This is a genomic window from Acidobacteriota bacterium (assembly GCA_034211275.1).
Taxonomy (GTDB): domain Bacteria; phylum Acidobacteriota; class Thermoanaerobaculia; order Multivoradales; family JAHZIX01; genus JAGQSE01.
Genome location: JAXHTF010000180.1, coordinates 1 through 13,531, shown reverse-complemented (window position 1 = coordinate 13,531; position 13,531 = coordinate 1). Strand labels below are relative to the sequence as shown.

The window sequence follows — 13,531 nt, the reverse complement described above, 5'->3', positions numbered from 1 at the left end:
GGCCCTCGCCGATGGCGGTGTCGCTGAACAGGCCGGCGAGGTTGAGCTCCAGGTGCTGCTGGGGCCGCAGGCCTCGTTCCTTGATCGCCAACACGTTGCCGTCGCCGTCCTTGAGGGTGATTTCCACCCGGCCGCCGCCGAGACCGAGGTTGACGACGCCGTAGCTGCTCTTGAACAGATCGCTCTGCTCGGCGCCGAAGTCGAGGATCGAGGCGCCCCCGGCCTCCAGGGCGGTGCGCTGGTTGACCAACATGCCGAAGCGCAGGCCCTCTTCCCCGCCGCCTTCGGTATTGGCGAAGGCGAAGCTGAGCAGCCGCGGAGCGGTGTTGGTGGAGTTCTGCCAGCTGACCTTGAGGGCGCCGGTGCGCTCGCTGAGGCCGAAGAGATCCTGGATGGGGTCGTCCACCAGCAGGGTCTGGCCGGGGCTGAGGGTGACCTGGGCGGAAGCGGGGGAGGAGTTGTCCTGGCCGCGCTCGAGCAGCTCGAGGGTCAAGAGCGTCGGTTGAGTGGAGGGGTTGTAGGCCACCAGCTGACTGATCAGGAAGACGTCGAAGAGGCCGCGGTTGCGCACCACCCGGGGTAGGTAGAGGGGGTTCTCCTGATCCTCGGTGAGATCTGCCGCGGGGATGAAGATCTGGTCCTCTGAGCGGGCCTCGAGGAGAGTCGCGGAGGCGACGAAGCGGGTGCCCGCGGTGTTGTTGAAACGGGCGGTGAAGGGACCGGGCCGGCCGCCCACGTCGGGGAAGAGGCCGAGGGTCCGCTGGAAGCGCATGGAGCGCGGGGCCACGCCGAAGGTGGTGGTGCCGACGGTGGCGCCGGTGGCGTCGAGGAGCTGGATGTCCACCCGGCCCGGCACGTCTTCCAGATTGGCCACCAGCAGGGTGCTGATGAATCCGTCACCTTCGAGGATGCCGGGTACGACTTTGTCGTCGGCGGTGATGCTCTGGGGTCCGTTGGCGCCGACGAATTGCCCGAAGCTACCCGGGGTGCCGGTGGAGAGCTCGACGAAGGAGCGGGAGATGGCGCGCAGGTCCGGCCCCGCACCGCCGGTGGGTACGAGGCTGCGGATGGCGATGGCACCGCTGGTCTCGGACTCGCCGAAAACCGAGGAGACGGCGTTGGGCAGGAAGAGGGAGGTGCCGGGCATCACCGTCAGCTGGCGCCGGATGGGGTCGAGGTTGGACAGGCCGCGGGTGAGGAAGGCGAGCTCCGCCACCGCCGGGGCGTCCCCGGAGTTGTGCAGCCAGACGTTGGTCTCGAAGGTGCCGGTGTTGCCGCGCTGACCGAAGAGCGAGCTCTGAATCACCGACTCCGACTCATCGAAGGCGCTGCCGCCGTCCCCGACCACCAGCGACATGGGCGCTGAGCGGCCGGTCTGGTCCAGGTTGCCGGTGGCGACGGCGGTGACGGAGTAGCTGCCGGGCTCCGTGAAAATGTGGGTAAGGCAGAAGCGGTCGGAGTCGCAGGGGACCTCCCGCACGCCCAGACCGTTGGGCTCGATCTCCCAGGTCATCTTCTCCACCGGTCCGGTGAAGGTGGCTTCCAGGCTCACCGGCTGGCCGGTTTGAAGCGCCCCCGGGGGTGCCACGAGGGCGGCGGTGACGGGGATCAGCGGCGGGGTCTGCACCGTCACCGTCGAGCTGCGTCCCAGGCCGCCGCCGCGCACCGAGGCCACCTGGTACTGATAGAGGGTGCCCGGATCGAGGCCGCGGTCCTGGTAGACGGTGCTGTCGGCGTCGATCTCCGCCACCGTCACCTGGGTCCCGCCGTCGGCGCTGCGCAGGATGCGGAAGGAGGTCTCGTCGGTGCTGTTGTCGGTCCAGGTGAGCAGGGCGTCGAGCTTGTTGAGGCTCACTTCCAGGCCGCTGGGAGCCGCCGGACCGGACGGGCCGGCGCTCCGGGCGTAGAGGGCGCGGGCGGCGCGCTCGTCGTCGACGCCGAGGGCGGTACCGCGGCTGGCCCGGTGGGCGAAGGCGCGCATGATGGCGTCGTTGAGGATCGGGTCATTGCCGGCGCAGGGCGGCACCGGGCCATCCTGAGTCTCGGCGCAGCTGTGGCCGATGCCCAGGGTGTGGCCGAACTCGTGGATGATGACGATTTCGAAGTAGGTCTCGTTGCCGAAGCCACAGCCGGATCCTCCGTCGTTGGTGACGATGTCGGCGCCGAGGATCTGGATGTAGGTGCGGCCTTGCCACTGGCCGGTGAAGCCGGGATCGAACCACGGGCCGCCGATGGCCAGGACGCCGCCGCCGATACAGTTGCCGTCCACCTCGCTGTTGGGATCGTTGAACAGGACGGTGTTGATGTTGTCGAAGTCCTGGAGACCGCCGGTGGCGCCGGTGGTGCCGGCGTATTCCAGGTTGATATTCGAGCCGGAAGCTCGGCTCCAGATGCCCAGGGCGTTGCGCACCTGAGCGACACCGCCACCGGAGGGGCCCTGCTGGCCCGTAGTGTGAGAGAACCATTGCACCGACCGGCCGGCGTCGAAGTCGAACCAGCGCATGTTGCGCCCACCGTTGGTGAAGAGGGTGAATTCGTCCTGAATGCTCTGGATCTGGGGCTCGGGGAGCTGGACGAAATAGTCCGCCTGCCGCTGGACGCCGGTGCCGCGGTCCCGCAGCCATTCGACGAAGACGTCGTAATCCCGCACCCGTTGGCCGGCCTGGGGCGCCTGCCCCGGGGCCGCGATCTCCACCGCTTCCGACAGGTCCCGCAGGGCGAGGTCGAAGCCGTGGGAGCGGTAGGAGCGGAAAGTGCCCAGCATCAGGTGCCGAATGCCGAAGGTGCCGTCCTGCCGCGGAGCCAGGAAGAGGAGCGCCCGGTCGCCGGTGCGAAAGCTCGGAGCTCCCCAGATCTTCAGCTCCAGGCCGCTGGCGCCGACGCCGCCGGGGACCCGAACCACCAGCACGCTGCCGGGAGCGCTACCCTTGATCAGGCTCTGCACTTCCACCAGGTAGTCGGTTGCGGGCCGCTCGCCGCCGGGCGCTCCTTCCACTGACAGCACCTCGACCTCGGCGATGAGGGGAGTGGCATCGACCAACGCCTCGTCGGCGATCCACTGGTAGGTGGTGGCTTCGGCAGGGGCCGCCGGCAGCAGGAGGGGCAGCAGTAGGGCGAGGGCGAGGAGCGGCAGGAGTCGGTGAGCTTTGGGCGGATGGGTGCGGGACATGGAGAAGCTCCTTAGCAGCAAGTAAAAACCTGGGAGAATGTCATTGCAGCATGATACCACTGGGCAAAACCCCATCCAAGGCGATTTCATTCCCGGAGAGGCGAGGTGGTACGGGCTCAGCGTCGGCGGACCGGCTGGCCGGCGACGGCGGTGCGGTTGCGGCCGGTTTCCTTGGCCACGTACATGGCGGCGTCCGCTAGCCGCAGCAGAGTGCTCTTGCGCTGTTCCGTGTCGGTGTCTTCCGTGATGTGCCGGCCCATGGTGGCGATACCGATGGAACAGGTGAGCCCGCGGAGGTTGAGGGGCTCGCTCTGGATTTCCCCTTCGACGCTACAAAAAGCCTTGGCGGGAACCAGGGTGCGGATCTGCTCCGCCACGTCGACGGCTCCGTCGATGTCGGTGTCGGGGAAGACCAGGACGAATTCGTCCCCGCCGTAGCGCGCGGCGATGGCTTTGTCATCGGGAACGATGGAGCGCAGCATGGCGCCGAATTCCCGCAGCACCTGGCTGCCGGCGAGGTGGCCGTGGGTGTCGTTGACGCGTTTGAAGTAGTCGAGGTCGATGAACAGGACCGCCAGGTCCCGTTCGGGTTTGGAGCACTCCAGGATCGCCTGGGAGAGGGCGATGTGCAGGTAGCGGTCGTTGAACAGGCCGGTGAGGTTGTCGCGTTTGGCGATCTCCTGCGCCTGCCGCCCGTCGAGGACGTTCTGGATCGAGATGGAGATATAGCCCGCGAAGATTTCCAGCAGGTTGCGGTCGGTGTCGTTGAAGTGATCCATGCCGCGGCGGTTGATCAGCTCGAGGACACCGCAGACTTCCTGCTCGATGCGGATGGGCACGGCGATGAGGGATTCGGTGGTGTAGCTGGTGACCTCGTCGACGGCGGAGTAGAAGTAGGGATCCGAGCGCACCTCACCGGTGGTGTAGGTCTTGCCGGTGACGTAGACGTGGCCGGCGATGCCCTCGGTGACCGGGATGGAGGTGCCCACCAGACCTTCGGACTTCTCGCCGAAGGCGGCGATGAAGGTGAGCTGCCCCTGGGTGCGGTCCTTGGATTTGCCCACCGGGTCGTCCAGCAGGATGGAGCCGGCGGCGGAGGGTACGAACTCGTTGGCCTTGCGCAGCACCTCCACCAGGTTCTCCGCCAAGTTGAGCTCGAGGGGAAAACTGGGGCGAGCTCGCCGCCGGTGGAGGAAGTTCTCCAGGCGGATCAGCTCCAGGCAATGGAAGCTGGAGGCGGCGTCATCGTCCACCATGGCAGCGTTCGCGGGGGCTGGCAGAGGAGCTTCGGGTTGTTGAGCCACGGTTCTCAAAAAGTCAAGGTTGAGCGCTCAAGATATCAGAGCCGCCGGCTGGGGCCAAGGAATGGCGGGCTCAGCGGCTCAGCTGCCGGCCCAGGGTGCGGCAGCGGCGCAGCAGGTCGGCGCGCAGGGCGGCGTTGTCGGAGAGCTGGGGGGCGCGGCGGAGGAAGTCCAGATCCTCCACCAGGCGCTGTACGTCGTCGGCCGTGTCGGCGAGGCCGTGGCGGCCGTGATTGTGACGGCGCAGCCAGGGGGCCCACCGGGATGCTTTGAGCTCTTCGATCTCGGGCCAGCGCAGGGCGAGGAGGGAGCGGAGATAACGTTCCATGGCCTGGGCCGCAGCGGCATCGGAGGCCTGGGCGGTGGCGCTCTTCAGCTCCGCCAGCCGTTGCCGCAGGCTGGGCGCCTCGACCCTGGAGGTCCTAGAGCTGTGCTTCTCTGAGCTCCTTCCGGGATGGGGCTCACCGCCGGTGTCTCGGCTCCGGCCCCGGCGAGCGAGGAAGAAGCCTCCCGCTCCGGCCGCCGCCATCAGCATCAGCACCGCCAGGATCGTCAGCGTCCAGGACCTGGAACGGCTACCGGAGGATTCTTCCGAAAGGGGCTCCTCGGCGCTCTTGGAACCGGTGGTTGAGGTGGTTCCGGTGGCGAGCTCGCCGGAGCGGACCACCCGCAGAGGCGTTGCCGGAGCGGTGGCGGTGCGGTAGGTCTCCTGCCGCGGGTCGAAGAAGGGGATGGAGACCTCCGGCACCGTCAGCTCTCCCTGCTCCCTTGGCACCAGGAGAAAGCGCCAGGTCCGTTCCCCGTGGACCGTGCGGCCCTGGACCTCCTGCTGGAGATCCTGCTCCGCCAGGGAGGCTTCGAGGCCCTCCGGCAGCTTCGGTCGGGGAGGGGCTACGGAGGCCAGGGAGCCGGTGCCTTGGAGGGTCAAGTTCCACATCGCCGCCTCTCCCACGGCAACTTCCGCCGGCTCCAGCCGAGTGCTCAGCCGGAAGTCGCCGACGGCGCCGGAAAAGCCTTCCGGGGCAGGATCGGGCAGAGGGCGCACCTCGAGGGTGAGATCGTTGCTGCGGCGCTGGAGGAGCTCTCCCCGGGGCGCGTCGGCGGTGCCCTGGTCGGCGATCATCTGGGCCTCGGCGCCGCGGATCTCCAGCTCGCCGGCGCGGAGGGGAAAGAGAGCGCGGCGCAGGAGCACCGAGCGCTGGTAGGAGCGCCCACCGTATTGCACCGGCTCCCCGGGGGCCCCCGGCGGCACCGAGATCTCTCGCACCCAGAATCCGTGGAATTGGGGCAGCTCCCGGGGGCGGATGGAGTGGACATCGGCCTGGTAGTAGATGTAGAGGGTGTAGACCACCTGCTGGCCGACGTAGGGGCGCCGTGGGCTGGCCTGGGCTCGCAGCAGCACCCGGGGTTTGCCGGCGGGGCGCTGGGGAGGGGTGGGGACGGCGGTTGCGGGCTCTTCCTTAGGCGGTGCGGTGGCGGTGGCGGGAGATCCGGGGGGAGCATCTCCCAGGGGGGTGTGGGGGCTCTCCGGTCCCGGCAACGGTCGCCGCCCGTCTCCGGGAGGGCGCATGCCGTTGCCGGTGGGTCGGGGCTGGACCCGAAGGTTACGGCTAGGCAGTTCGATGCGCCGGCCGTCGACCTCCACCCGCAGGCCGAAGACCCGGGCGGCGCCCACCGCCTGCGGCGAGAGCAGCCAGCGGAACGTCACCTGCCGGCGCCCCGAGGCGTCGCGGGTGCCGACGGCGGTGCGGGGGCCGTCGGCGACCTCCAGGTTGGCGAGGCGGAAGGTGGGAGGCTCCATGCCCTCCAGCCCGCTCCCGCGCACCGAGATGCGCAGCTCCGCCAGCTCCGTCACGCCGATCACTCCCGGGTTGAGCTCGGCGCTGGCCTCCACCGGTGGTTGGGCCTGGGCCGCCGAGACGACAGCCAGGAATCCCAGAGCGATCCCCACACCAATCCCCAGACCAAGCCCCAGACCAAGGCATAGCTCGTAGGCGAGACGAAAAGCTCTCACCAATCCCGCGCCCCCGTAGAACGGCGCCGCGGTTCGGAGTCCTGGCGGTGTCCGCTGCGCTCCAAGTCTTCTACCGCCCGCAGCAGGGCCCGGGCCGCTTCCGGGCTGAGGTCCGGCTGGGGCCGGAAGCGGTCGCTGGCGGATCGAGGATCCTCCGTCGGGGAGCCCGCGCCGCTGTTGGGGGCCTCGTCGGGAGAGGGTTCCGGAGGCTGATTCTCGGGGGCCGGCGAGTCGCCTTCGGGCTGCGGATCCGGCGGCGACGGAGGTTCCGGCGGTGGCCGTAGCGCCCACTCCAGGTTGAGCTGCGCGCGCTGATGCTGGGGGTTCCGCCGCAGGGCTTCCTCGAAGGCCTGGATGGCCCGCCGCCGGTCTCGTGGATTCCGTGGGCCGATCAGAAGGCCCGTGCCCAGGTTGTACCAGGCGTCCGCCGCCAGGGCCGGGTTCTCGGCGGTGCGGGCGGCTTTCTCCAAGTGCTCGAGGGCCGCTGCCACAGCTTCCGAGGACTCCTGTTGATTCGTTGCCCTCTCGGACCCCAGCTCCCAGGCCAGTCGGGCCGAGCCGGCGTTGAAGAGCAGGGTCGCATTCTCCGGATCCTTCTCCAGGGCCGCCTCCGCCGCCGCGGTGGCGAGGGCCGGATCCCCCTGGGTGTAGGCCTCGACGGCGAAGCGGCTGAGGCGCCGGGGACTCTGCCAGAGGCCTCTCCTCACGGGTTGATCGGCGGGCCGAGCCGAGTCGCCGGGAAGCTGAGGCCCGCCGGTCGGGCCGTCCGCTGGCGCTGGCGCCTGGCCGCTGGCCCAGGGTAGGACCAGCAGACAGAGGAGGGCCGCGGTGCCGCGGGCTCGCCAGCGTCGCCGAGCCCAGCGGAGACCTCGCCGAAGGCGTTGGTGAGCGGCGCTCCAGCCTGTCCTCGTCAGGGCTCCGGCGCGGTGCAGCCGGGTGCGGAGGTCGAGGGGGGGAGTCCGCCCCACGGGGCCGTCGCCGAGGAGCAGATGGCCGAAGAGGGCCAGGGCGGCGAGGAGCAGCGGTCCTTGGAAGGCCTCGCGCACAGGGGCTCCCGGCTCGTCACCGGAAGGAGCGGAGTGCAAGCTCTGGATGAGGGGAGCGAGGGACGTGTCGGCTCGCTGTGCCCACAGCAGCACGCCACCGGTTTCCCGCACCAACGAGCGGAGCGGCTCCTCCCGGGCTCGGCTCACTACCTCCCGGCCATCGGCGTCGCGTTTGAATCCGCCTTCGGGAAGCGGCAACCGGCTGCCTTCCCGGGTGCCCACGAGCACACCGTGGACCCTGATCCCGGACCCCCGGAGGACCTCGGCGAGCTGCTCCGCGAGGTCTGGTGCCGAGGCTCCCGTCCCGGATCCTCCCCCGTGGTCCTCGCCGTCGGTGAGCACCACGATGGCCCGCGGTCGGGCGGCGGCGCGTCGGGGATTAGTTGCCGGGGCGCCGGTGGTCGCCGAGGAATTCGAGGACAAGAGGTCCGTAGCGACATCCAGCGCCGGCGTCAGCGCCGAACCGGGGCGCTCCATGGAACCGGCCTCGAGGCCCTCCGCCTGCACCAACAAGAGGTCGTGGTCCGCGGTCAGGGGAGACAGCACCCGCGGCTCCGCCTCCCACTGCAACAGCGCCAGTCGGTGATTCGGCAGGGCGGCGGTGAGCTCCCGCAGCGTGCGGCGGGCCACCGCCATGCGCGAGGGGCGGACATCGTCGGCGGCCATGGAGAAGGAGGTGTCCAGGGCGAGGATGACATCCCCCGGAACCTCCCGCGCTGGGCTTGGCTCCGGGGTGGTTGCCCGGGGCAGGGTGCCATCCATCGGCGGTGCGGGGCGCTGGGGACGGGCGAGGCTCAGCGCCAAGGCGGCCACCGCCAGTGCCAGCAAGGCCACCGTCGCCGCCGTCCACCGGGGATCGTGGTTTGGCAGCAGCCGGTGCCACAAATACGGCGCCACCCACCGCCGGGCAGCGCGGTGCCAGCGCCACCACAGGCCGGCAGCGGCGCCGGCGGCGAGGGGCACCAGCAGCAGGAGGAGCAGGGATCCGGGCTCGGCGAAGCTCATGGCGGATGGCTCCAGCCGGCGGCGGCGAGGACCAGCGGCAGCAGAGTCAGAGCCAGCGCCGCGGAAGCCCAAGGAACGAAGAGCTCCCGAGTCCGGCGGTGGCGGGCGACGACGATCTCGCTGCGCTCCAGCTCGTCGATCTCGGCGAAGACCTGCTCCAATCCCTCCTCGTCGGTGGCGGGGAAGTACCGCCCGCCGGTGCGCTGGGCGATGGCCTGGAGCAGCTCCTCATCCACCTCCAAGCGGGTGTAGCGACGCTCCACCTGCTGCTGACCGGTGCGCGGATTGGTGAAGGTGCGGGGCACCGGCACCCGCTCGTCGGTGCCTACTCCGACGGTGTAGACGCGGATCCCCAGACCGGCGCAGAGGGCGGCGGCGGTGGCTGGGTCGACCTCGCCGCCGTTGTTGGCGCCGTCGGTGACCAATACCACCACCCGCGTGGCGGCCTGGCTGTTCTCCAGCCGCAGGGCGGCGGTGGCCAGAGCGACGCCGATGGCGGTGCCGTCGGGCAGGCTGTCCAGCTCCACCGCTTCGAGAGCCTGGATCAGGGCCCGGTGGTCGAGGGTCAGGGGAGAGCGGGTGAGGGCGGTGTCGGCGAAGATCAGGGCGCCGATGCGGTCGCCGGGCCGCCGCTGGACGAAGTTCCGCACCACGTCCTTGGCCACCGCCAAGCGATTCTGCGGTTGGAAGTCCTCAGCGGCCATGGAGCCGGAGACGTCCAGGGCCACCAGGATGTCGATGCCCAGCCGGGTCTCTTCCTGCCAACGGTCCACCGCCTGGGGCCGCGCCAGGGCCACCACCACCAGCGCCAGGGCGGTGAGGCGCAGGTAGAAAGCGGCGTGGAGTCGCCAGCCGCCGCGGGCTTCCTGGGGCAGGGAGCTGTAGAGCTGGGCCTGGGCGGGGCCACGGCGGTGGTGACGCAGGATCAGCCACGGAAGGACCAGCCAGAGCAGCAGCCAGGCGGGGTGGGCGAGGGTGTCGAAGGACATCAAGGTGCTCCCCGATCTTCTTCGAGGGAAGCAGGCAGCGCCCAGGCGTTGGCCAGCTTGCGGGCCGCTGCCAGCCGGCCGACCATCACCTGGCGGGTGCTCGGATGACCGCCGAAGCGCACGGCGTCGCATTGCCTCAGCAGATTCGCGGCGGGTTCCCGGCGGCGGGTGGGAATGCCGGCGATGCTCAAGACTCGCTCCACCTGCCGGGTGGAGGCCCGTTCACCGTCAAAGCGTAGGGTGCGTCCCAAGAAGCGGCGCAGGGCGTGGCTCAAGTCATGGTGGAAGGCCACCGGGTCGGGAGCCCGGCGCCGCAGGTTGACGAGGGCCTGGAGGAGCTCCTCCCCGGGAGTGCCCGGGCCGGCGGCGGCGAAATGCTGGCGATAGAGGTAGGCGAGGCTCGCGGTGGTGACGATCACGAGGAGGAGGCCGGCGAGCCAGAGGCCGCTGACCCCCGGGAGGGGCTTGGGCGGCACCGGCGGCAGCGGCCCGGCGGCGTCCGGCGGCAGCAGGGCAGCGATCTCCACCGTCGCGGCCGGAGTCAGGGTCGGCTCGTCCCCTGGCCGTTCACCGGCAAAGATCGCCACCGGCGGCAGCACGGCGGGCCCGGGGCGGAAGACCCGCAGGGTGAGGCGCTGGCGGTAGAGGGTCGCAAGCTGGCGCGTGGATTCGCCGTCGGCCTCCTCGCCTGGGATTTCCTGTTCTTCTACTGCCGCCACCGAGACGATTTCCGCGTCGCCCCAGCGCTGGCGCCAGCGGGGGAAGCGGGGGCCAGCCTCCGCCGATCCCGTGATTTCCACCAGCACCTCGAAGGGCAGCCCCACCGACAGAATCCCCGGCTCCTCCGGTAGCTCGACGATCACCGCTGCTTGAGGAGCGTCCGCCGCGCCCTGGGCCGTGGCACGGTCGAGAGTCCCGGCGAGAATCCCCACCAGCAGCCCGGTCAGCAGAGCGACGGAGCCGGCAAGGGCCCATCTCACGGGCGCGGGTTGGTGTGCAGACCCGCGGCTCGGACGCTGCGAAAGTTGGTCCCATGGTGGGCTGGCGCCCACCCTACGGGAGGTCGTCGGCCAGGAGCTCTGTGGGATGGGCGCCAGCCCACCCTCTCCACCTTCGGGTCTTGGGGCAGAGAGATGGCGCATCAACGGCTCAGACGCCGCCGGCGGGCCTCGAAGAAGGCCAGCAGGGGCGGCAGGTAGGGGCGGTGGGTCCACAGGGTGACGTGGTCGAGGCCGAGGCTGCGGGCGCGCTTCTGCAGCTCCAGCCGGTGACGCCGCCGGCGGGCAGCCAGCTGCTCCGCCGGGGAATTCCCGGGGCGCAGGGGACGGGGTAGCCAGCCGGTGGCCCAGGGGCCGCGGCCGAAGAGACCCCGGCGGCCGGTCTCGGCATCCTCCAAGACCACCGGCGGGGTGCGGGGTGGCTCCAGGTCATGGGGATCGAGGAGCTCCAGGAGCACCACATCGTGGCGCCGGGCGGCTTTGAGGGCGCGCTCGCAGGAAGCTTCGAGAAAGTCCGACAGGATGAAGAGCACCACCCTCCGGTCGAGGGCGTTGAGCAGCGAGTCCAGCCCCTCCTGGAGGTTCGTGGGGCCACCGCTGGGTCGCGCCAGCACCTCCGAAACCACCCGCAGCACGTGGCTACGACGGCGCCGTGGCGGCAGGAAGTGCTCCAGCCCGTCCCCTAGCAGCGCGGCCCCCACCCGGTCCTGGTTGCGCAGGGCGGCGAAGCTCAGCAGCGCCACCAGCTCCGCCGCCAGCTCGCGCTTGACCCAGGCCCGAGAGCCGAAACCCATGCTGCCGGAGACGTCCACCGCCAGCATCAGCGTCAGGTCTCGCTCCTCGACGAAGCGTTTGACATAGGGCTCGCCGAGGCGGGCGGTGACGTTCCAGTCGAGGGTGCGGTGATCGTCTCCGGGCTGGTAGGGGCGGACCTCGGCGAACTCCATGCCCCGGCCTTTGAACACCGAGTGATAGTCGCCGGCCACCCCTCGGTCCACCAGCCGTCGGGTGGAGAGCTCGATGCGCCGGACCTTGCGCACGAGGTCCTTGGGCATTCGTGAACTCCGGGGTGGTCCGGAGGACGCCTCAGGAGCGGTGGGGGAGGGCGGGGGTGCGGGCAACGGGGCCAGAGCCTCCTTCAGTAGTTGGCTGCCGGGAGCAGTTGGAAGACTGGGTCTCAGGACTGGGCCTCAGGACTGGGCTTCAGGACTGGGCCTCAGGACTGGACCTCAAGGGACGGGAACCTGCTCCAGTAGCTGGGTGACCAGCTGGTCGGTGGTGATCTCCTCCGCTTCCGCCTCGAAGCTGGGAACCAGGCGGTGGCGCAGCACGTCGGCGGCGAGCTCCTGGACGTCTTCTGGCAGCACGTAATCGCGGCCCCGCAGCAACGCCAGGGCCTTGGCGCCGCGGGCCAGGAAGAGGGTCGCCCGGGGCGAGGCGCCGTAGGCGATGAGACCTTCCAGGTGCGGCGCGCCGAGGCCGGCGGGATCGCGGCTCAGGGCCACCAGGTCGAGGATGTAGTCGCGGATGGTCTGGTCCAGGCGCACCTCGTCCGCGGCCTGGCGCAGCTCCAGCAAGGTGTCGCGGTGGAGCACGGCGGCGACCTCCCCCGGGGCCTCCACCAACATCCGGTCGAGGATCGCCGCTTCTTCCTGGCGGTTGGGGTAGCCCAGCCGCAGCTTCATCATGAAGCGGTCCACTTGGGCCTCCGCCAGCGGGTAGGTTCCTTCGTGCTCGATGGGATTCTGGGTCGCCAGCACCATGAAGGGCTCGGGCAGGGCTTGGGTCTCGTCGCCGAGGGTGACCTGTCGTTCCTCCATGCTCTCCAGCAGCGCCGACTGCACCTTGGCAGGAGCGCGGTTGATCTCGTCCGCCAGCAGCAGGTGGGTGAAGACCGGGCCCCGGTGAGGGGTGAAGCTACCGCTGCGCTGATCGTAGACCAGGGTTCCCACCAGATCCGCCGGCAGCAGATCGGGGGTGAATTGAATGCGCGAGAAGTCGAGCTCCAAGGCCGCCGCAAGAGTCTTGACGGTGAGGGTTTTGGCGAGGCCGGGGACGCCCTCGATGAGCACGTGGCCACGGGCCAGCAGGCTGACGAAGAGGCGGTCCAGCAGATAGTCCTGCCCCACCAGGACCTTGCGCACCTCCTCCTCCACCGCTGCCAGGGTCTCGGCCACGGCTTCCGTATCGAGGACGGTCTCCACCTGGCTCTCCTCGTTCTCCTCCATCTCTTGGGACTTGGATCCGGATTGGGCTTTGCCGCGGCGGCGGGCGGAGCCTCGGCTGCGGCGGTCGCGGGATTTGACGGGACTCATGGATAGGGGCTCATAGAGTGGCTTTTAGAGATTGGGTCCATGCATCGGAATCTATGCAAGGCCTGGGATTGTAGCAGCCGCGGAGGGCTCCGATCCTGATACCTTATGCGGCCTGATGCCGCGCTACGACAAATCCCTCGGCCAGCACCATCTCGTGGGCGGCCACCTGTGCCGCCCGCTGCTGGACTTCCTGCTGCCGCCGGTGGAGCCCACGGAGCAGGCTCCCGGCTCTGATCTGGTGCTCGAGATCGGTCCCGGCGGTGGGGTCCTCACCGGCGAGCTGCTGGCGGCGGGGTATCGGGTGGTGGCCTGGGAGCTGGATCAGGCCTGGGCCTTCGAGCTCTGCCGCCGCTATCCTTCGCCGCGGCTGACGGTGGTGGTAGGGGACGCGATCCACATTCCATGGGATCGCCTGCCCCGGGGCAGCCAGATGGCGGGCAATCTGCCGTATCAGGTGGCGACGGTGTTGGTGCGGCAAGTGTTGGGGCATCCGGGACGCATTCCCCGGGCCGCCGTGTTGGTGCAGAAGGAAGTGGGGGAACGGCTGGTGGCGAAGCCCGGGGACAAACCCTACGGCGCCCTCAGCGTGCACGCTGCGGCCTCGGCCCGGGTGCGCTGGCTGGGAAAGGTGAAGAAGGGGAGCTTCTTTCCTCCTCCGAAGGTGGACGGTGCCTTCGTCGGCTTCGAGCTGCGG

Annotated in this window: 9 protein-coding genes; 1 reads left to right on the top strand and 8 read right to left on the bottom strand. The window is 69.9% G+C overall.

Going from position 1 to position 13,531, the window contains the following annotated elements; translation table 11 throughout:
- The 8 genes from SX243_20635 to SX243_20600 all read right to left on the bottom strand — a co-directional run.
- Positions 1-3,169, bottom strand: a 3,169-nt coding sequence (locus SX243_20635) for a fibronectin type III domain-containing protein (protein MDY7095391.1), incomplete at its 3' end; no start/stop codon positions are given.
- A 116-nt stretch (positions 3,170-3,285) separates the two neighbouring features.
- Positions 3,286-4,473 (bottom strand): sensor domain-containing diguanylate cyclase, encoded by a 1,188-nt coding sequence (locus SX243_20630; protein ID MDY7095390.1) that lies wholly within the window; start codon positions 4,471-4,473, stop codon positions 3,286-3,288.
- A 70-nt stretch (positions 4,474-4,543) separates the two neighbouring features.
- Positions 4,544-6,484, bottom strand: a complete 1,941-nt coding sequence (locus SX243_20625; GenBank protein MDY7095389.1) for a BatD family protein — start codon at positions 6,482-6,484, stop codon at positions 4,544-4,546.
- Positions 6,481-8,535, bottom strand: a complete 2,055-nt coding sequence (locus tag SX243_20620; protein MDY7095388.1) for a VWA domain-containing protein — start codon at positions 8,533-8,535, stop codon at positions 6,481-6,483. The genes SX243_20625 and SX243_20620 overlap by 4 nt, the downstream gene beginning before the upstream one ends.
- Positions 8,532-9,524 (bottom strand): VWA domain-containing protein, encoded by a 993-nt coding sequence (locus tag SX243_20615; GenBank protein MDY7095387.1) that lies wholly within the window; start codon positions 9,522-9,524, stop codon positions 8,532-8,534. Before SX243_20615 ends, SX243_20620 begins: the two co-directional genes overlap by 4 nt.
- On the bottom strand, positions 9,524-10,504 hold the full coding sequence (locus tag SX243_20610; GenBank protein MDY7095386.1) for a hypothetical protein: 981 nt from the start codon (positions 10,502-10,504) through the stop codon (positions 9,524-9,526). The genes SX243_20615 and SX243_20610 overlap by 1 nt, the downstream gene beginning before the upstream one ends.
- Before the next feature lie 161 nt (positions 10,505-10,665).
- Positions 10,666-11,577 carry a DUF58 domain-containing protein gene (locus SX243_20605; GenBank protein ID MDY7095385.1) on the bottom strand — a complete coding sequence of 304 codons (912 nt, stop codon included), beginning with the start codon at positions 11,575-11,577 and terminating at the stop codon, positions 10,666-10,668.
- Positions 11,578-11,751: 174 nt separating this feature from the next.
- Positions 11,752-12,837, bottom strand: coding sequence for a MoxR family ATPase (locus SX243_20600; GenBank protein MDY7095384.1), 1,086 nt, complete (start codon positions 12,835-12,837; stop codon positions 11,752-11,754).
- Between the two features lie 115 nt (positions 12,838-12,952).
- On the opposite strand from SX243_20600, the gene SX243_20595 reads away from it, so the two are divergent.
- Positions 12,953-13,531: rRNA adenine dimethyltransferase family protein (locus SX243_20595; protein MDY7095383.1), on the top strand; the 579-nt coding region annotated here is incomplete at its 3' end.

What these genes read in the sequence shown, in the direction of transcription:
- SX243_20605 (MDY7095385.1), bottom strand. Translation starts at nt 11,577, where the DNA reads ATGCCCAAGGACCTCGTGCGCAAGGTCCGGCGCATCGAGCTCTCCACC.
- SX243_20620 (MDY7095388.1), bottom strand. Translation starts at nt 8,535, where the DNA reads ATGAGCTTCGCCGAGCCCGGATCCCTGCTCCTCCTGCTGCTGGTGCCC.
- SX243_20600 (MDY7095384.1), bottom strand. Translation starts at nt 12,837, where the DNA reads ATGAGTCCCGTCAAATCCCGCGACCGCCGCAGCCGAGGCTCCGCCCGC.
- SX243_20615 (MDY7095387.1), bottom strand. Translation starts at nt 9,524, where the DNA reads ATGTCCTTCGACACCCTCGCCCACCCCGCCTGGCTGCTGCTCTGGCTG.